The 20032-nt window shown below is 41.5% G+C and carries 19 protein-coding genes; 10 read left to right on the top strand and 9 right to left on the bottom strand.

The window, feature by feature from the left end; all coding sequences use genetic code 11:
• Positions 1-49 precede the first annotated feature (49 nt).
• The 5 genes from REG_RS07255 to rpmH form a co-directional block, all read right to left on the bottom strand.
• A complete protein-coding gene (locus REG_RS07255; protein ID WP_260200231.1) occupies positions 50-1096 on the bottom strand; it encodes an LD-carboxypeptidase in 1047 nt (348 codons plus the stop codon).
• 212 nt (positions 1097-1308) lie between these two features.
• Entirely contained in the window at positions 1309-2937 is a 1629-nt protein-coding gene (gene yidC / locus REG_RS07250) for a membrane protein insertase YidC (RefSeq protein WP_006705051.1), read from the bottom strand.
• Complete coding sequence (gene yidD / locus REG_RS07245) at positions 2921-3208, bottom strand: membrane protein insertion efficiency factor YidD (RefSeq protein ID WP_006705050.1); 288 nt, start codon at positions 3206-3208, stop codon at positions 2921-2923. Before yidD ends, yidC begins: the two co-directional genes overlap by 17 nt.
• Complete coding sequence (gene rnpA / locus REG_RS07240) at positions 3187-3531, bottom strand: ribonuclease P protein component (RefSeq protein ID WP_006705049.1); 345 nt, start codon at positions 3529-3531, stop codon at positions 3187-3189. Before rnpA ends, yidD begins: the two co-directional genes overlap by 22 nt.
• A gap of 17 nt (positions 3532-3548) precedes the next feature.
• Positions 3549-3689, bottom strand: coding sequence for a 50S ribosomal protein L34 (gene rpmH, locus REG_RS07235; protein ID WP_004871828.1), 141 nt, complete (start codon positions 3687-3689; stop codon positions 3549-3551).
• Between the two features lie 525 nt (positions 3690-4214).
• Here rpmH and dnaA point away from each other — a divergent pair.
• The 10 genes from dnaA to REG_RS07190 all read left to right on the top strand — a co-directional run bounded on the left by dnaA (position 4215) and on the right by REG_RS07190 (position 17243).
• Positions 4215-5603, top strand: a complete 1389-nt coding sequence (dnaA, locus tag REG_RS07230; RefSeq protein WP_039907714.1) for a chromosomal replication initiator protein DnaA — start codon at positions 4215-4217, stop codon at positions 5601-5603.
• Between the two features lie 5 nt (positions 5604-5608).
• Positions 5609-6736 (top strand): DNA polymerase III subunit beta, encoded by a 1128-nt coding sequence (gene dnaN, locus REG_RS07225; RefSeq protein WP_006705046.1) that lies wholly within the window; start codon positions 5609-5611, stop codon positions 6734-6736.
• Between the two features lie 207 nt (positions 6737-6943).
• On the top strand, positions 6944-9358 hold the full coding sequence (gyrB, locus tag REG_RS07220; RefSeq protein WP_006705045.1) for a DNA topoisomerase (ATP-hydrolyzing) subunit B: 2415 nt from the start codon (positions 6944-6946) through the stop codon (positions 9356-9358).
• A 186-nt stretch (positions 9359-9544) separates the two neighbouring features.
• Positions 9545-11773, top strand: a complete 2229-nt coding sequence (relA, locus tag REG_RS07215; protein ID WP_006705044.1) for a GTP diphosphokinase — start codon at positions 9545-9547, stop codon at positions 11771-11773.
• A gap of 351 nt (positions 11774-12124) precedes the next feature.
• Positions 12125-12637, top strand: a complete 513-nt coding sequence (locus REG_RS07210) for a hypothetical protein (RefSeq protein WP_260200228.1) — start codon at positions 12125-12127, stop codon at positions 12635-12637.
• Between the two features lie 246 nt (positions 12638-12883).
• Positions 12884-13390 (top strand): CS1 type fimbrial major subunit, encoded by a 507-nt coding sequence (locus REG_RS07205; RefSeq protein ID WP_006705042.1) that lies wholly within the window; start codon positions 12884-12886, stop codon positions 13388-13390.
• 204 nt (positions 13391-13594) lie between these two features.
• Positions 13595-15391 carry a TcfC E-set like domain-containing protein gene (locus REG_RS07200; protein WP_176603468.1) on the top strand — a complete coding sequence of 599 codons (1797 nt, stop codon included), beginning with the start codon at positions 13595-13597 and terminating at the stop codon, positions 15389-15391.
• A gap of 1 nt (position 15392) precedes the next feature.
• Positions 15393-15953 (top strand): CS1-pili formation C-terminal domain-containing protein, encoded by a 561-nt coding sequence (locus REG_RS12250; protein ID WP_050749353.1) that lies wholly within the window; start codon positions 15393-15395, stop codon positions 15951-15953.
• A gap of 2 nt (positions 15954-15955) precedes the next feature.
• Positions 15956-16447 (top strand): hypothetical protein, encoded by a 492-nt coding sequence (locus REG_RS07195; RefSeq protein WP_006705041.1) that lies wholly within the window; start codon positions 15956-15958, stop codon positions 16445-16447.
• Positions 16416-17243 (top strand): hypothetical protein, encoded by an 828-nt coding sequence (locus REG_RS07190; protein WP_006705039.1) that lies wholly within the window; start codon positions 16416-16418, stop codon positions 17241-17243. The genes REG_RS07195 and REG_RS07190 overlap by 32 nt, the downstream gene beginning before the upstream one ends.
• Here the strand turns inward: REG_RS07190 and REG_RS07185 are convergent.
• Genes REG_RS07185 through sctR form a run of 4 tightly spaced genes read right to left on the bottom strand, consistent with a single transcriptional unit; the run spans position 17190 to position 19968 of the window.
• On the bottom strand, positions 17190-18251 hold the full coding sequence (locus REG_RS07185; RefSeq protein ID WP_006705038.1) for an EscU/YscU/HrcU family type III secretion system export apparatus switch protein: 1062 nt from the start codon (positions 18249-18251) through the stop codon (positions 17190-17192). The genes REG_RS07190 and REG_RS07185 overlap by 54 nt on opposite strands.
• Positions 18244-19050 carry a type III secretion system export apparatus subunit SctT gene (gene sctT, locus REG_RS07180; protein WP_039907712.1) on the bottom strand — a complete coding sequence of 269 codons (807 nt, stop codon included), beginning with the start codon at positions 19048-19050 and terminating at the stop codon, positions 18244-18246. The genes REG_RS07185 and sctT overlap by 8 nt, the downstream gene beginning before the upstream one ends.
• A 1-nt stretch (position 19051) precedes the next feature.
• The gene (locus REG_RS07175) at positions 19052-19321 is read right to left on the bottom strand and encodes an EscS/YscS/HrcS family type III secretion system export apparatus protein (RefSeq protein ID WP_006705036.1); all 270 of its coding nucleotides are present in this window, start codon (positions 19319-19321) and stop codon (positions 19052-19054) included.
• A complete protein-coding gene (gene sctR / locus REG_RS07170) occupies positions 19318-19968 on the bottom strand; it encodes a type III secretion system export apparatus subunit SctR (protein ID WP_006705035.1) in 651 nt (216 codons plus the stop codon). The genes REG_RS07175 and sctR overlap by 4 nt, the downstream gene beginning before the upstream one ends.
• Positions 19969-20032: the final 64 nt, after the last annotated feature.

Here is a 20032-nt window from a genome sequence, read left to right as displayed (position 1 = left end):
TACATCCTCCCCACTATAACGTTCTATGCGATCCTCGTGGCTTCTAAAACTATTTTGATTTATTCGATAACGCCATTTTTTTCTGCGTCAAAGAACAATATTCATCATTTTTGTTGCAGTTGATCTTCACATCATTAAAAAGAATCAGTGGTTTATTAGTTTTGCCGTGTCCAAAGAGCGGGTAATAGTAAACAGGATAAGGTGCTTTAGCTGCAAAATCTTTAATCACTGTTTTAAATATTAACCGCTCTTCATCTGTAGCAGAAAGAGAATAAAACTGCCCAAAGATGATGCCTTTAGGTTTGAATTGATTTTTATAAAGCAATTGATGTAAGGAGCGGTCAAGTTGACGATAGGTCACACCAACATCTTCAACAATGAAAATATCGTCAGCGCTTACCGTTTCGTATTTTGTTGAGAAGAGAGATTGTAATAAAGTCAGGTTGCCGCCAAAAAGTTTACCCGCAATATTTTTTCTAGCCTGATTATTCAGTGGTATCACATCACGATATTTAATCTCCTTTTCCGCTAAAGAAAAAATATCCTCTACATCACTATTCCTACTGATTTCTGATTTTGTTTCATTGGGAACATACAGGTTTTTATTGAAAGAAGCCAAAACCCCATGAACAGAAGGCCACTTTATCTGTCTATTGATAAAATAATGGATGGCAGTAACATCACTAAACCCGACGATAATTTTTGGCGTGGATTTTTTTATCTTATCTTCAGCAGCATAAAGATAGGGTAATAAATTTAATGCCCCTGCCCCACCGCGTACAAACCATAAATATTTAACATTATCGTCGGTCAGAGCGTTAATAAGGGTCTTTGCTCTGCTTTTATCCGTATTAACATAACCGAAATCAGAAACCTGTTGATCGAGGTATCGGGTATCTACAGGATGTCCTTTTTCCTTGAACATGGTAATTATGCTAGGGATCACTTCCTCGTTATATTCACTAGAACTTGATATAAGATAAATCGTTGATTTTTCTTGTGCAGTTAGCTCAAATGATAAAATAAAACCTAATAAAAAAATAAAAATATAGGACACTTTCATATCAAAGCTCCGCTGTAATTTTCGTTTTATCAATCGTTCCCTAGACCCTTTTTCGAAACCTATTGCGTGATGCGAATTCTGCGTTGCCCGGTGCGTACAATCCTCATGTACTTGCATGTTAACGAAGGTTGCTGTGCGCCGAGCGCCTTTGACTTCGCATAACGAACTACGGTTTCGAAAGAGGTCTACTGAACTTTTTTTCACAAAACAGGTTATCAGTGATCAAATGGCTTCTTTTCATCAAGTCATTTTTTTTCGCGTTGATGTAAGCCGCGTTTCTCTAAACCATGATAAATCAAATATTGCTGCAAGATAGTCACCAAATTACTGACGATGTAGTACAGCACCAAACCAGCGGGAAACCATAAGAAAAATACCGTAAAAATAACAGGCATAAACGTCATGATTTTTTGCTGCATAGGATCGGTGATAGTGGTTGGTGACATCTTCTGAATAAAATACATGGTGATACCCATCAAAATCGGCAAGATATAGTAAGGATCTTGCGCTGATAAGTCATGGATCCACAATATAAAGGAGGCGTGGCGCAGTTCAACCGAACTCATCAACATATAATACAATGCTAGAAAAATCGGCATCTGAATCAGTAACGGTAAACAACCGCCCAACGGATTAACCTGTTCAGTTTTATACAACGCCATCATTTCTTGGCTCATGCGTTGCTTATCGTCGCCAATACGCTCGCGCATTTCGGTGAGCTTGGGTTGAATCATCCGCATTTTTGCCATCGAAGTATATTGAGCCTTTGTCAGTGGATACATAATGCCACGGACAATAAAGGTAATAACAATAATGGAAAAACCCCAATTACCGATAAAACCTTGAATAAAATGCAATAACTTAAACAATGGCTGAGAAATAAACCATAACCAACCATAATCTACTGTCAAATCAAGATGAGTGGCAATTGCTGCCATCTTGTCCTGGATCTCTGGACCGATCCATAACGTCGCTGCTAAATCTTTTTGTTCCCCCGGAGGGATAACCACTGGCATACTCTTAAAACCAATAGCAGCCAGGCCATTGCTGAGCTTATTGGAGTAAAAAGTGTGAGTCTCTTGAGCGGCTGGGATCCAAGCAGTGGCAAAATATTGCTGTAACATCGCAACCCAGCCACCTTGGGTTACCGTATTTAAGTTAGTCTCTTCAATATCACTAAAACTGTATTTTTTATATTTCGTTTCATCAGAAGAGTATGCCGCTCCACGATAAGTCTGTAACGCAAAATTACTACTGCCGGTATCGCGGTATTGAGGCAAATTAATACTTTGTTTCAATTGACCAAATAAACTGAATTCCAAGGGCGTAGCAAAGGTATTTTTAACCTGATAATGCACTCCAATCGCATAATCGTTACGCTTCAGCACAAAGGTTTTAGTAAATATTACGCCTTCTTGGCTAGTGAAAGTTAATGGGATACGTAGTTCATCTTGGTTTTCAGCCAGTACAAAGTGATCCTGAGTGGCCGTAAATAACGGGCGAGCCCCGTTAGCAGGATTATCCGGCCCATTTTTGCCGGTTAAACCGCTTTGTGCTTGATAAATAAAAGCCGGGGTGGTTTCTAATAGTTCAAAAGGCTTATCTGAACCTAATACATTTGGATAGGCGAGTAAATTGGCCTGTTCAATATCCCCTCCACGTGTATTAATGGTCAAAGACAATACATCAGTCTGTACTTTAATCAATTGCTTTTGAGTATCAGCTGCCGTTTGGTTTGCCATACTGACCGTATCCGTACTCTGTTGCGCAGTCTGGGAAGAGGAGGGTGGGTTATTGTCCACTTGCCACGTTTGCCAGATCATGAAAGAGACGAACAACAAAGCGATGAGGAGGAGATTACGTTGCGGAGCCATCGTGAGTGTTCTCTAAATTATCTTCGGGTTTTGGCGGCACAAGATCAGTGCCACCTGGGTTCAAAGGGTGGCATTTTAATACACGCTTCAGTGTTAACCCACTGCCTTTTAGCAGGCCAAACTTAATCAAGGCTTCAATTGCGTAATCGGAACAGGTCGGATAAAAACGGCAGCGAGGCCCCAAAAATGGGCTAATAATGCGCTGATATCCCTTAATCAGTCCGATCAGAACATGGCAAATTAGCGGTATTAACGACAATAGCGATGCCATAATTTTTCTAACATTTTCGCCAGTACCAAATTATCAAGCTCAACGGCACCTTTTTTAGCCAACACCACAAAATCCATAGATGGCAACTGATGCTGACGCAAACGAAAACTTTCGCGGATTAGACGTCTAATCCGGTTACGCTCATGTGCTCGTTTAATCTGCTTTTTTGCAATGGCAAAACCTATTCGAGGGTGGCCTAATTCGTTCATACGGCCAAGGAACGTAATTTGCGGTGTACCAGCCTGTTTTGGCTGTTGAAAAACAAAAGCAAAACTAGCAGGAGTTAACAAACGTAACTCCCTAGGAAATGCTAACTTAACCACTTAAACGGTGAGCTTAATTACTTAGACACAGTCAGGCGAGCACGGCTTTTTGCTCTACGGCGCGCCAACACTTGACGGCCATTTTTTGTCGCCATACGAGCACGGAAACCGTGACTGCGATTACGTTTCAATACGGATGGTTGAAAGGTACGTTTCATAACAATTTTACCTAATATAACAGGGCGAAGACGGCGATTATACTGACTCCCGTTCAAATCGCAAGAACATATCCGGAGAATTTTTTTAGCCTGTAATTGACATCTTCCTCGCCTTGAAGGCCGAGGTTTTACGGCATATCCCCTTCGCCTTTCAAGCTGCCGCGTTGTTGGCGGAGGGTGTTCGCCTGAATCAAATTAAAATGATTCAGCTAGAGTATGTCTACGCTCATCGGCTTCACACTCTGGCCACCTAGCAGCAACTTGAAAGCCTTTGGGTATAAAACTGTGATGAATTAGCCGCTTCGGTATAATGATCGCCTGTCAGCAAATCGTCTGTCGACAAAAAGGCTTGAATCTGCAAGTTAAGGGGAAGATATATTGCTGCGTTTGCGCTATGATCTTCTGCCCTGTTGGTGATCTCGATACTCCAAATTGGACAGCACGTAGCAGGTCGTTGTCGTATGATGAATTCATAGCCTTTTCTTTTTATTTCTTTTTATTGGTCTTGTTAGAGTGGAGTTTACCGTGTCACTTTCGCTTTGGCAGCAATGTCTTGCCCGATTGCAGGAAGAATTACCTGCCACAGAATTTAGTATGTGGATCCGCCCATTACAGGCGGAACTGAGTGATAACACACTAGCTCTTTACGCCCCTAATCGTTTTGTTTTAGACTGGGTTCGCGATAAATATTTAAACAATATCAATGGATTACTTAATGATTTTTGCGGGGAAAATATTCCTTTGCTGCGTTTTGAAGTCGGGAACAAACCTGTAATACAAACGACTAACCCGTCGGCGATAAGCAGTGTTGGTGTACCAATCGTGCCTATCACTCACAATGTCACTGGGCGACTTGGTTGGGATAGTGCGCTTACGCAACCTCAGCGTGATTACCGTTCAAATATCAACACGAAGCATTCATTTGATAATTTTGTAGAAGGAAAATCTAATCAGTTGGCTCGAGCAGCCGCACGTCAGGTTGCTGATAACCCTGGTAAAGCATATAACCCCTTATTTCTGTATGGTTGTACCGGTTTAGGTAAAACGCATCTTTTGCATGCAGTGGGTAACGGTATTATTGCTAATAAATCTAAAGCGAAAGTAGTGTATATGCACTCTGAACGCTTTGTGCAGGATATGGTTAAAGCACTACAAAACAATGCGATTGAAGAATTTAAACGTTATTACCGTTCACTTGATGCTTTACTCATTGATGATATTCAATTTTTTTCCAACAAAGAACGTTCTCAGGAAGAATTTTTTCATACTTTTAATACGTTATTGGAAGGCAATCAGCAAATTATTTTGACATCAGATCGTTATCCAAAAGAAATCAATGGCGTGGCAGATCGGCTAAAATCTCGCTTTGGTTGGGGTCTGACAGTCGCCATTGATCCACCAGAGCTTGAAACCCGTGTCGCTATTTTGATGAAAAAAGCAGATGAGAATGATATTGTTTTGCCGAATGAAGTCGCTTTTTTTATCGCAAAACGTTTACGTTCTAACGTACGTGAATTAGAAGGGGCCTTAAACCGCGTGATTGCTAATGCCAATTTTACCGGCCGAGCAATCACCATTGATTTTGTGCGCGAAGCACTGTGTGATTTACTTGCATTGCAAGAAAAGCTTGTTACCATTGATAATATTCAAAGAACGGTCGCTGAATATTATAAAGTTAAAGTCACCGATCTGCTTTCCAAACGGCGTTCTCGTTCAGTAGCACGACCGCGTCAAATGGCCATGGCCATGGCCAAAGAATTAACCAACCATAGTCTGCCTGAAATTGGTAATGCATTTGGAGGTCGTGACCATACCACGGTGTTGCATGCCTGTCGAAAAATTGAACAATTGCGTGAAGAAAATCACCATTTTAAAGAAGATTTCTTAAATCTAATTAGAACCTTATCCGCCTAAGCGCCATGAAATTTACTATTAAACGTGAACATTTGCTCAAACCCTTACAACAGGTCAGTGGTCCGCTCAGTGCACGTACAGCCTTGCCGATTCTGGCTAATTTACTGCTACAAGTTAGCGACAACACACTGACCTTGACCGGTACTGACCTAGAAATTGAGATGGTGGCAACAATTGCTTTGTCTCAGTCTCATAAAACTGAAACTGGATCCACTACGGTACCCGCCCGCAAGTTTTTCGATATTTGTCGAGGTTTGCCGGAAGACGCTGAAATCACCGTGACACTAGAAACTAAACGTTTATCAATACGTTCAGGTCATAGCCGTTTTTCGCTTTCCATACTGTCCGCTAGGGATTTTCCTAATCTGGCCGATTTGAAAAAAGAAAAAGAAGTCGAATTAACTGTTTCACCGGCAGCCTTAAAGTGTTTGATTGATTCAACTCAATTTGCTATGGCGCATCAAGATGTACGCTACTATCTCAATGGAATGTTATTCGAAGTTGAAGGTGAAAAATTATGTGCGATCACCACTGATGGTCATCGTTTGGCAGTCTGTTCAACCTCTATAATTCAAAAAGACACCGCGCAAGAGTTGAAAAAATATTCGGTGATAGTACCACGTAAAGCTGTCATCGAATTAGCGCGCTTACTCAGTGGTGGCGAGGATAGGTTGTGTCTACAAATTGGCAGCAATAATATCCGTGTTCATCTCAATGGCTTTATTTTTACCTCAAAATTAGTTGATGGCCGTTTCCCTGACTATAAACGTGTCTTTCCTAAAAATCCGTCAAAAATAGTTATTGCAAACTGTGAGCAACTTAAACAAGCCTTTTCACGGGCGGCGATTTTATCCAATGCAAAATTCCGGGGTGTCCGGCTGCATATTAGCGCGGGTAAACTTAAAATTACCGCAAATAATCCAGAGCAAGAAGAGGCAGAAGAAACCCTCGATGTCGACTATCAGGGCGAGGATATTGAAATCAGTTTCAATGTAGGTTATCTGCTGGATGTCCTTAATGCGCTTAAATGCGACAAAGTCAAGCTGCTACTGATTGACTCGGTTTCTAGTGTGCAAATTGAAAATATTGAAAATCAAATCACCACCTATATTGTGATGCCAATGCGTCTTTAAATATACCCACAGTACTTCAAGTTACCGCTAGGCGGCAGGGGGTGAGAGCGATGAGCATAGACATACCATGAGGGCGAGCACCCGCAGCCAACAACACAGCGGCTTCAAAGGCGAAGGGTATAGGCTCTAATAAAGGCAAGATGTTCCGTATCGAACATGGCAAAATAGAGTTTCAATCACAGGATTACAAATAAGCGAGAAACGTTGATGTCAAATATTTATGACTCTTCAAGTATCAAGGTATTAAAAGGACTCGATGCGGTTCGTAAGCGTCCAGGCATGTATATCGGCGATACTGATGATGGTACTGGTCTACATCACATGGTATTCGAGGTGGTAGATAACGCTATCGATGAAGCGCTTGCCGGCCATTGTAAAGAGATCATCGTTAAGATCCATATGGATAACTCAGTATCTGTACAAGATGATGGGCGAGGGATCCCTACTGGTTTACATGAAGAAGAAGGGGTTTCCGCAGCGCAGGTTATCATGACAGTGTTACACGCTGGCGGTAAATTCGATGATAATTCCTATAAAGTCTCCGGCGGGTTGCATGGTGTCGGTATATCGGTAGTGAATGCTTTATCTGAAAAACTAGAATTGGTCATTCATCGTGAAGGGAAAATTCACGAACAAACTTATATGATGGGAGAGCCCCAGACGCCCCTTCGAATCGTTGGTGAAACAGCACAAACCGGAACCCGTGTGCGATTCTGGCCGAGTTTGCAGACATTTACCAATAACACCGAATTTCAATATGATCCCCTGGCAAAACGACTGCGAGAGCTGTCTTTTCTTAACTCGGGTATTTCCATTAAATTGCATGATGAACGTGATAATAAAGAAGATCATTTTCATTATGAAGGGGGGATCAGGGCTTTTGTTGAATACTTAAATAAAAATAAAAATCCAATCCATCCTAAAATCTTTTACTTTTCCACTATAAAAGATGACATCGGTGTAGAAGTAGCATTGCAGTGGAATGATGGTTTTCAAGAAAATATTTACTGTTTTACTAATAATATTCCACAACGTGATGGTGGCACCCATTTGGTGGGATTTCGTACGGCAATGACACGTACTTTGAACAGTTATATGGATAAAGAAGGTTACAACAAAAAAACAAAAATCAGCGCAACAGGGGATGATGCTCGTGAAGGTTTGATCGCGGTGGTTTCGGTTAAAGTGCCTGATCCTAAATTCTCTTCACAAACAAAAGACAAATTGGTCTCATCAGAAGTGAAAACCGCCGTTGAAACTTTGATGAATGAAAAATTAATAGAGTATTTATTAGAAAATCCGACTGACGCTAAAATTGTCGTTAATAAGATTATCGATGCGGCTCGCGCACGTGAAGCGGCGCGTAGAGCACGTGAAATGACAAGGCGTAAAGGCGCTTTAGATTTAGGCGGATTGCCGGGTAAACTGGCGGACTGCCAAGAACGTGATCCGGCGCTATCGGAGCTCTATTTAGTCGAAGGTGATTCGGCAGGTGGCTCGGCAAAACAAGGTCGTAATCGTAAAAATCAAGCGATTTTGCCGCTAAAGGGTAAGATCCTCAATGTAGAAAAAGCCCGCTTCGATAAAATGCTATCTTCACAAGAAGTGGCAACACTTATCACCGCCCTGGGATGTGGCATCGGACGAGATGAATATGATCCTGATAAACTACGCTATCACAGCATTATTATCATGACCGATGCCGATGTTGATGGTTCACACATCCGAACGTTGTTATTGACCTTTTTCTACCGCCAAATGCCCGAAATTATTGAACGTGGCCATGTCTTCATCGCGCAGCCCCCACTGTATAAAGTTAAAAAAGGTAAACAAGAGCAGTACATCAAAGATGATGAGGCGATGGAACAATATCAGATATCATTAGCCCTTGATGGCGCTGCATTACATACTAATGCTTATGCTCCTGCGTTAGCGGGTCAAGCACTGGAGAAATTGATTACAGAGCACTATGCGGTGCAAAAAATCATAGCCCGTATGGAGCGTCGCTATCCCCGCGCTTTGTTGAATCATCTCATTTATCAACCCAATTTACTGCAAGAAACATTGGCTAATAAAGAAACTGTTCAGCAATGGATCGACTCGCTAGTGATTTTATTAAACCAAAATGAACAACAGGGTAGCCACTATAGCGCTATCGTACGTGAAAACACCGAGCGCCAATTATTTGAACCCCTATTACGAACCCGTACTCATGGTGTTGATACTGACTACCCTCTAGATTTTGATTTCATCCACAGTGGTGAATATCGAAAACTTTGTCAATTGGGTGAAAAATTACGTGGCCTACTGGAACAAGATGCCTTCGTCGAGCGTGGGGGACGTCGCTTAGCTGTTGACAGTTTTGAAGCGGCACTCGATTGGCTAGTAAAAGAGTCTCGGCGCGGTTTGACTATTCAACGTTATAAAGGATTAGGTGAAATGAATCCTGACCAATTATGGGAAACCACGATGGATCCAGCGAATCGCCGTATGTTACGTGTTATGGTCAAGGATGCCATTGCTGCAGACCAGTTATTTACTACATTAATGGGTGATGCCGTAGAGCCTCGGCGCGCATTTATCGAAGAAAATGCATTGAAAGCGGCCAATATCGACATTTAATGAAATTTGTTGAATGCGCCTGAAAAGGAAAAAGATCTGGATTATACCCAATGAATTTCGAGTTACGGCAAGGCGGCAAGGGCGACCGACCGATGAGCATAGACAGGCTACCTGATGAGGCGAACACACGCAGCTAACGCCGCCGTAACTTGAAAGGCGAGGGGTATAGGCTCTTAGAGGAAAATTATGGTTGCTATCAGAAGGACACATTTGAATTCAACAGGTGAATTTTCTCTCGACCCTTGGATCGCTAATTTAGGACTAAGCAATTTACATTCATCTAAAAAACTCGCTGAAACCTGGCATTACTGTGAACAAAAGACGAAAAATCATCCAGAGGCTTCATTGCTACTGTGGCGTGGCCTGGAAATGGTTGAAATTCTTGCCACACTGGGTATGGATAATGACAGTCTGTGCGCCGCACTGTTATTTCCTTTGGTAAATGCCAATTTGCTGGAGGGAAAAACACTCAGCGAAAAGCATGGCAAAGATATTGCCGCATTGATTCGAGGTGTGCGCGACATGGATGCTATTCGCCAATTGAGGGCGGTTCATCATGATGCAACAAACGCCAATCAAGTAGATAATGTCCGACGTATGTTGCTAGCGATGGTCGAAGATTTTCGCTGTGTCGTTATCAAGTTGGCAGAAAGGATCACGCAGCTACGAGAAGTGAAAAATGCGCCAGAAGAAGAGCGGCTATTGGTAGCGAAAGAATGTTCAAATATCTACGCTCCCCTGGCCAATCGACTGGGTATTGGTCAGATGAAATGGGAGCTAGAAGATCTTTCTTTCCGCTATTTGCATCCCACTGAATATCAAAAAATCGCCAAATTATTGCATGAACGCCGCATTGATCGCGAACAATTTATCACCAATTTTGCCACGACATTACGTAAAGCAATGGCAGATGAGGACATTAAAGCTGAAATTTGCGGTCGACCAAAACATCTCTACAGCATCTGGCGTAAAATGCAGAAGAAATCATTAACCTTTGACGAATTGTTTGATGTACGTGCGGTTCGTATTGTCGTGGAACGTTTACAGGACTGTTATGCGGCGCTAGGTGTTGTCCACACGCATTTCCGCCACTTACCTGATGAATTTGAAGATTATGTCGCTAATCCTAAACCGAATGGTTACCAATCCATTCATTCTGTCGTTTTGGGGCCAGGAGGAAAAACATTAGAAGTTCAAATTCGCACTAACCAAATGCATGAAAATGCCGAACTGGGTATTGCCGCTCATTGGAAATATAAGGAGGGTACTACGGTAGGGCGAGCAGGCTATGAAAGTCGGATTGCTTGGTTACGAAAATTGATTTCCTGGCAAGAAGAGATGGCAGATTCGGGCGCCATACTGGATGAAGTACGCAGCCAAGTATTTGATGATCGCGTATACGTTTTTACCCCTAAAGGCGATGTTATTGATTTACCGGTTTATTCTACCCCGCTGGATTTTGCTTATTACATTCATAGTGATGTTGGCCACCGTTGTATTGGCGCTAAAGTTGGCGAACGCATCGTGCCTTTTACCTATCAATTAAAAATGGGTGACCGAATTGAAATCATCACGCAAAAGCACCCCAATCCAAGCCGTGATTGGCTAAATCCTAATCTGGGTTATATCACCAGCCCTCGGGCGCGCGCGAAAATTCACAATTGGTTCCGTAAACAAGATCGCGAAAAAAATATTTTGGCCGGGCGTCAAATAATAGATAACGAATTAGCACAGCTCGATATTAGTTTAAAAGAAGCCGAAAAATGGTTGGTCCCACGTTACAACGTTAATTCACTCGATGAAGTCCTAATGGCGATTGGTGCAGGTGATATCCGCATCAACCAGATGGCTAACTTCTTACGCGGTAAATGCAATAAACCCAGCCCAGAAGAAGCCGATAAGCAGGCAATGCAGTATTTGGCCGACAGAACACAACAAGGAGCGGTCAATAGTAAAGAGCCTGGGCGCATTATTGTCGGAGGGGTGGGTAATCTGATGTACTCTATCGCCCACTGTTGCTATCCGATACCAGGCGATAACATTGTAGGTTTTATCACTAAAGGGCGAGGGATCTCCATTCATCAGGCGCATTGTGAACAATTAACCGAGCTTCGACTGCATGTACCTGAACGTATTGTCGATGTGGCATGGAGTGAAAATTATTCTAGTGAGTATTCACTGTTAGTGCGTGTTACCGCTCATGATCGCAGCGGATTACTGCGTGATATCACCACGGTTTTAGCTAACGAAAAAGTGAAAGTGTTAAAACTGGCTAGCCATAGTGATGCTAAGAAAAAATTAGCTACCATTGATATCGATATTGTTATTGCAAGTGCAACGGCGCAGCAGCGGGTGCTCGCCAAACTAAAGGCGTTAGCAGAGGTGATTGATGCGGGGCGTTTTCCTTTGCACTGATATACCCTTCGCCTTGAATCAAATTAAACTGATTCAGCGATAGCATATTGAATGACATAACTTGAAATTCATTGGGTATATTAATAAATGGAAAACCCTTAAATAATCTTAAAATTATTTCGTTTCTTTATTTTTAACCAATAAAGTCAAAGTATACTCGTGATTATAAAAAATAATAAATATAGAATTCCCCCACGTTAAATCATTTTAAATAGCTACATTTATACCTTGATTTATTAAACGGATTTAATTAAATGAAAAAATTATTCCCCTTTTATTTCTTCTTACTAGTTATTTTTTTCTTCTCTAGTGACAGCGTCTCCTGCTATTAATATTGGCAGTATGTATGACATGTTAATGCCGGGAGAAAGCACATTAACCAAACGAATTTATAATTCTGGTAGTAGCACCGCTTTTGTGCTCGTGGATATTTTAGAAATAACGCTTGGTGAAAAGAAGAATACAGAAACACCGATTATTCAAGTAAAAAATAATAAAGTAAATAAAGAAACATTAATAGTCACGCCACAACGCTTGATTATTCCTCCTTCCGGTTTTCAATATGTACGGCTTATTTTTCCTGGTAAAAGAGATAAAGAGCGTTATTACCGTGTGCGTTTTACACCCGTATTACCCAAAAATAATGACGGCTTTAATCTCACTGAAAAAGAATTAAAAGATTATAAATCGACACAAGAAATTAAAGCCGGTGTCAATGTTATGACAGGTTATGGTAGCGCGCTTTTTGTCTTGCCAGAAAATCCACACTTTGATACGCAATTCATTAAAGATAAACAGCTTATTACAGTAAAAAATAACGGCAATGCTACGGTGCTATTAGATAAAATAAAAATCTGTTTATAATAAAAAGATAAAAAAAGATGCGAAGAAGAAAGACGTACTTTTATTCTACCGGGCAAGAGTTATCAGTTGGATAAAAAAACGGCTGAAGGGGAAATAAATTATACGCTTATTGAAGGCAAGAGTACGTAAGCTACTCTGTATTAGACAAAGCAGTAAAACCCTATTTTAAATATTAACCATTAGGTTAAATTTAAAGAAAACATCCTAATCAGGATAACATTATGAAAGTAATCATTAAGGGAAAATATGAAAAATACAATGGTAAAAAATAAAACACTTTTAGCTTCAGCTATTTTGGCATTAACGGCTTTTTCTTCTGGGGCTTATGCTCAGACATTTTCACAAGATCATACTATTAATCTGTTGGCGCGTATTACTCCGGTTGTCTTTGAAGTCAAACCTACCAGTGATCTTGAAAGCCAGTATGAATTAACCTTCAATCCTGCTGCAAGAACATTAGGAACAGTGGATGTGCCCTTTACTCATGTTAATACTACCGGAAAGGCTATCAATGCTAGACTAACTGGTGAGGCAGTATTAACTGATGGTAAGAACAATACAATACCATTGTCGATATATTATAATGGTGTTGAAATTAGTCATGACTCTTCATCTGCTGTCGTTGATGAAACAACCAGCGCCACTCGTGGCAACGCTAATTTAAAAATACAGCCTGTCTCTTTAAATCAGGATACGACACCAAGCGGAAACTATACAGGAGAAGTTACCGTTACGTTTGAATCTGACGTGTAATTAATCTCTGTAATAATATAAACATACCAATCCGTCATTCTTATTAGTTTTATTAAGTTACCATGCTAAAAGATTGACGGACTGATCCTTTTTTTAATAGTCATTGGAAATTAATATCAAATAAATTTAATTAAAAATATTATGTTTTTATCTTTGTTTTTTCTTTTTCTTATTATAGCTATCTGTTCTACTTTCAATTACGCAGTGGCTAATCCTATTTTATTTTCGCCAGATCAACAGGCGATGCCTGACGATTTCAAAGATTATTTTTATCACTCAGAAATTCCGGTTCAGGTTTATTTAAACGATAAAATATTATTTGATGCTGATATGACCTTAACTGAAGCAGGCACTATTACTTTAGTGAGACTAACCAGCAAGAATGAAAGTGTTTATGACTCAGCTGATATTCATCGTTGGGAAGATTCTTTACTGCAAGGCATTCAGCTTGGAAAATGTGAAGACCACTGTCCATCAGGCTTGATGGCGGCAGAATATAGCCTAAGTGCCTCTTCATTAAAGCTGTATTCGAAAGAATATGAAAAAGAAAAAACACAGAGTCGTTATCTTGCGATGCCTACCGGAACCCCTGCGGGACTGATTATCAGTAATGATTTTAATTATTCTGGCGGGCAGAATGCCTCTCATCGTTCGCGGCTTAATTCATCCTGGATCTCGTCGCTAATGGGCTGGAGCCAAAAGCTGTCTTTTCAATCGGCAGCCTATAACACACAGGGTTCAGCAGAGAATACGATCAATTTATATGAATTTTATACGCAAAAAGAATGGCAGGGACATTTTCTTCGTTTTGGCTATTTTACGCCCAGCTCTGCGGCAGGCAATGTGCAAACGGGCGGTTTTGGTAATGAAAGAACCTTGGGCATGATGTGGACCAGCTCAGATAATTTATTGGCTGACTATGATAACGTCAGTCTCTATCCCATCTATGTCACCGGTCGCAACGCGGCTATTGCGGAAGTTTACCGTGATAATCGCTTAATTTACAGCCAACAATTGCAAGCGGGTATACAGCCTCTCAATACGCTGCGTTTGCCCGCCGGTATTTATGATATCAGGATTGATATTATTGAAAATGGTAAAAAAACAGATAGCCAGCGTGCTCAGGTGTATAAACCAATACGCTGGAAAGATAATAGTAAGCGTTGGCGCTATAACCAGTGGTCCGGTCAGCTTCAACCTCTGTCATCATCTCGGGGCTCGCAAGATAAGGAAGGGATTGCCTTAGGCGGCAGCGCTGATTTTTTACTCCATCCCCGCGTGATTTTAGGCGCGGCACTGGCGCAAAAAGGCCAGCGGCAAGATATCAGTGCACGCACTGAAATTATGTTAAATAACCAAAACGCGCTCTATGCCCAAATCAGTGCTAACAGTGAGCGAAGGATCTCAACGGATCTTCGTTATTACCAACGTTATTCACAAGGGAGTATTGGCCTGCATTGGCGCCGTATCAATACACCAGATGGTAAGCAAGGTAACAATAAAAACGCTAATAAAGAAAGTTGGGCGATCACACTCAATCAGAATTTAACGCGCCACAGCAGCATGATGCTTCGCGGGCAATATATCAGTGCGGGCTCGCAACCTGGGCTGGCGGCGGATATCGGCATCAATACCTCAGTGAGGATCGCCGGGCGTGATGTTAGCCTTAGGTTCGTGGGCTATGATCGGCCTCGCTATTACTCCTATCAAGGGCGTGATAGAGGAATCGAATTAGGCCTTTCTTTTAGTTTAGATAAGACGCTAAAAACACACAGTATTGCGGCACAGCTCGGCTTAAAAAATGACAATCCCTACACCAATCTGCATTATCAGTGGCGACCAGAGCACCCTGCCCCCTTCAGTTATGCCAATACCACTGTCTCAGCAGATCCTGATGGCCTGTCGCTAAGTGGTAACCTAGGCGTTGATACCCCTCTGATTAACGGTGATGTTTATTTGCAGCGAGGAGCGAAGACAACCGGATCTCTACGGCGGTGCTAATTTGAGTAATATTTTAGTTTTCGGCGGTAACAGTATTGCCGCTGGACGACAATTGGATGCGCAAGCCGCGTTGATCTTAGAGGTAGAAAGTGATCAAAAGGATCTCAAGCTTGAGATATCCGGCGCGGAGGCTAGCTCCTCCTTTTTACAAACCGGTAAAAATATTGTCAGTGTGATGCCTTGGCAAGAGAAATTGTTGCAATTTAGCGCGCCTTCTGGCGAGGGGATAAAAATTTATCCGGAAAATTACACTTTACGCATGAACCGCGGCAGTGTTAATTACCTTAAGCTGCGGGCAGTAAAAACAGAAACCGTGGTCGGCATGCTAACCGATGAAAACGGCGAATTATTGTATAACCAAGAAATTTCCAGTGATGTGGGCAAAGCACGTATTAATAGTGATGGCGTGTTTACGCTTGAGGTGAATGCGGCTAACCCGAAAATTACCTTGACTGGCCAAGGAGAGCAACCTGGGCTGATCTGCCCATTAGCTCCTGCCCCTTTTGCAGAAAAAGGTAAAGTCCGTTTTGTTGATACCTTAGCCTGCCATCGGAGTCGATAACTATGTCAATAACTATGTCGATAAAAATAATGAGCAGTAAAAATCGCTTTCATAACCCTCTTATGGGGCTGTTGTTATTATTGATGATGACCAGTGGGGTAATGGCAGAAACCGTGGTGATAACGGCAGATTTTCAGCCGCATGTTAATGATAAGACCTTTCACCATCTCAGCCAAAAAGGGGGCGATTGCTTAAATAAAAGTCGAATCTCTGACGATGGAAAAAAGCTCATTTTACGCCTTTGTTTACCTGTCAACACCGGTTGGGTTGATATACAGGCAAATTATGATCAAAAACATGGACTTTATTTTGCCGGGTTTTCTTCAACATTAGCGCTCGAAAATATCAACGATGGCGATAGTCTCAATACCCCCTATGCGTACCAGCAGCTCGCATTTAAAGTGACAGAATTGGAATTTCAATATAATAAAAAAGAAGCGAATACGAATACTAGCGAAGCGGGTGTCTTTTCTTGTAACAGGCGGCTCTGGTGATACGCCTTGTTATGAAATCCTGCCGGTCAATAGTGCTGTTGCTCTAAAAAATATTAGCATCACCGCTGAATTAACCCTGCCAAATCCATTAACCATGGAAAGCGGTATTTATATTACGAATGACGATTTGAATCTTGATTTGGGCGAAACCTTTTCACCCTGGTTACCTGATGTGCTCTTCGGTCTTAATTTCTACTTTAGAATTAATCACGAACTCAGAATAACGCCTCAGGCCGGTGCTAATTCGTCAGTATTACTGGCACCTAAACAGGGCTGGGAGAATATTAGCTATAACGAAAAAAAACCGATTAGCCTCATTGCTCGCAGTAATTTTGGTATTTCGTCTTCAGGTCCTTTCACTGTTTATCTTAAATGTGATCAGACAGAAGAGGAGCATTGTGCGATACGAAGCGATCGCGATCCCAGTATTACCGTGCCTGTTGAGAGCTATCTGACGTTACCGGTGAATATCAATCAAGAAAAGGTGAGCAAGCAGCTACTCAAGGTCGGTAAGGATTTGGAGAATAATATTTTTAATACCATTAATAGGGTACAAAATGGCTCCGGTCATATCGATTTTAAAGTGAAGCCATTTCATGTTGATAATATGATCAAGCGTGGAGCGGATACCTATAGAGGGACGGTCACTGTGATATTTGATTCAGACCTGTGTTCAGCACCGCTGGAAAATCATATTAAAAACGAGCTGTTTGAACGCCGAGTGACCGACGCCGCTATGGCCCTAGCTTTTTTCATCATCATCATCATCGGTTTGATAAGCCAATACCATCCGTAATAATGTTGCTACCGGTTCAAACAATTTTTCAGGGATGGTGTTGCCACAATCAACATCTCGATAGAGTGCTCGTGCCAAGGCGACATTCTCGATCACTGGCACACCGGCTCGCTCGGCCATTTTGATAATGGTCTTGGCCATTTCATGGTGGCCTTTTTCAAGCACTATAGGTAGCGGTGCCTCTTCAGGATGATAAAACAAACAGACAGCAAAATGAGTCGGATTACGTACCACTGCCGTTGAGCGATTCACATTGGTGGATAAACTTCCGCTTTGTATTTGTTGCTGTAGCTCTCGCCGTTTTTGTTTGATATGGGGGTCACCTTCACTGTCTTTATATTCCCTCTTGATTTCTTCAGGCGACATTTTTAGTTGTTTCATAACGCTATGACGTTGAAAAGAATAATCAAGCAAAGCAAAGAGTAGGTAACAGGCAATTAACGATCCCAGTAACCAACTCATTAGGGTGCCAAATACCGGCATAGCACAGACACTGCCGCAATAGGATAAATAGCCAAAGGTGGGAGCATAACGACTGAGTAAATAGCCAAAAATTAACGACAATGAAACAATTTTAATCAGTGATTTTCCTAATTCAAATAGACTGCGAAACGAAATTAAATTACGTAAATTATTAATAGGATTAATACGCTCTCCTTTAATAGAGAGCGCTTTCGGTGCCCATAATGGTCCAATTTGGCTGATTCCCATTAATAACGTTATTATGATTAAAGCGCCGCCTAATATTCCGGTTATATGCATCAGCAAAGCCGTGGCTTCCGCGCCGATGCGTAATGCAGCAATATTCATTGGTTGGCTTAATTGCTCAATACTACTACGTATTAAAGCGGCGGCTTGATCGATTAAGTCATTGCCGGTCAATGTAAAATAAATTAATACCACCACCAGTTGCGCACCCGAGGTAATTTCAACACTTTTGATCACCTGTCCTTTTTCACGAGCGTCTTTAATTTTTTTAGGCGTGGGTTTTTCATTTTTTTCAGCCACTTTCTTCCCCTTTTTTTTCTTCTTTTTTTAGTGACTGAATCAAAACACTCATCTCTTTCTCAATATGACTCACCTGAGATAAATAATGATGGAATGCTAAAGGTAAGCCGATAAGTAATAAAAATAATGCCATGGCGCTTTTTATTGGCATAGCGAGAAAAAAAACATTGAGTTGTTGCGCCGAACGGTTAATTAATCCCAGTGCCAGATCGGTTAATAACATCACCAATAATGCAGGCAGAGCAAAAGTTAAACACAATTCAAACATTAATTTCCACTGTACTCTGATAAAGGTAAAAAAGGCGTCAGACAGCGTGATGCCTTGCCCAGTGGGGAGTATTTTATAAGAGCCATACAGCACTAAGAGTAATTGGTTAAAACCACCGGATATTAAAAACAATACCGATAAAATTTGCGTAAACAAAATACCAAAAATAGAAGACTGCATACCCATGGTAGGGTTAAGTAATGTCGCCATGGTGGCACCACGTAACGTATCAATCAAAAATCCTGCCATATCTATCGCCCAAAATGGCAACGCAGCAAAAAAACCAATAATGATACCAATCAGTAATTCGATCATGATGATCGAGCACCACAGCATGATGGAACTCGAATGGATAAGTGGCGATGAAAAAAACATTGGGGTCATAGGCAAGGCAATGGCAACCACTAAACCATTGCGCAGTAAACTGCTCCCCAGGCTCTGCGCGGTGAACAGCGGTAAAATCAATAGGATCCCCAAGGGTCTCATCATCGCTAGCGCCAGGGCGACCACCCAAAACAAGTATTCTTCCATGCTAGTTGCGCATGCTGCCAATTTGTAAAAAAACTTGCTGGGTATAATTGAGCAAGGTGCTACCCATCCAATGGTAACTGACCAATAATGTGATAGATACCGCCAATAGCTTGATTAAAAACTGTAATGTTTGATCCTGTATTTGCGTTAATGCTTGAAATAAGCTGATGATTAACCCCACTGCTGAAGCGACCACCACCACAGGCATTGAAAGCATTAGTACAATCCAGAGTACTTGAGTGGCAAGTTGAACAACAATAGCCTCACTCATGCGTATGATCCTACTAATTGCCCCAGCAACAAATGCCATCCCCCTACCATAATAAAGATCAGCAGTTTAAAGGGGAGCGAGATAGTCATCGGTGATACCATCATCATTCCCATCGCTAACAATATATTAGAAACAATTAAATCGATGGCGACAAAGGGCAGGTAAAGCAATAACCCTATTTTAAATGCCTCGGTCAATTGACTGACCGTAAAGGCAGGCATCATGATGAGTAATGAATCTGGCTTAATTTTATCGCGATATTTTTCTGGCCAATCCTTTTTAATAATTTCAGCAAAGAAATTCGTTTGCTCAACTGAGGTATTCCGCACTAAAAAGGCGCGATAAGGCACCAAGGCTTTTTCATCGATATGCTGCATAAAAGCCCCGATGTCATCCGGAAGTGCCTCGCCTTGCAAGCGGTCATACACATCGAATCCGACCGGCGCCATAATAAATAACGTTAATACCAGTGCAAAACCATAAATAGCGATATTGGGCGGAACTTGTTGCACACCCAGTGCATTACGTAGCAAAGAAAAAACCACTGATAATTTTAAAAAGGCGGTTCCCATTACCATTAATAAAGGCAAAATAGATAATAACGACAGCAAAAAAATCAATTTATAGGAGGTGTTGAGTAGTTCCATGCTAATTCCACTAGGGTGTTAATTTTATGTTCGAAATCTCTTGAGCGTCGCTCAAGAGATTTCG

The sequence above is a fragment of the Candidatus Regiella insecticola LSR1 genome, from assembly GCF_000143625.1.
GTDB classification, from domain to species: Bacteria; Pseudomonadota; Gammaproteobacteria; order Enterobacterales; family Enterobacteriaceae; genus Regiella; species Regiella insecticola.
Note: the sequence above shows the minus strand (reverse complement) of the source record. Positions and strands in the feature narration are given on the sequence as shown.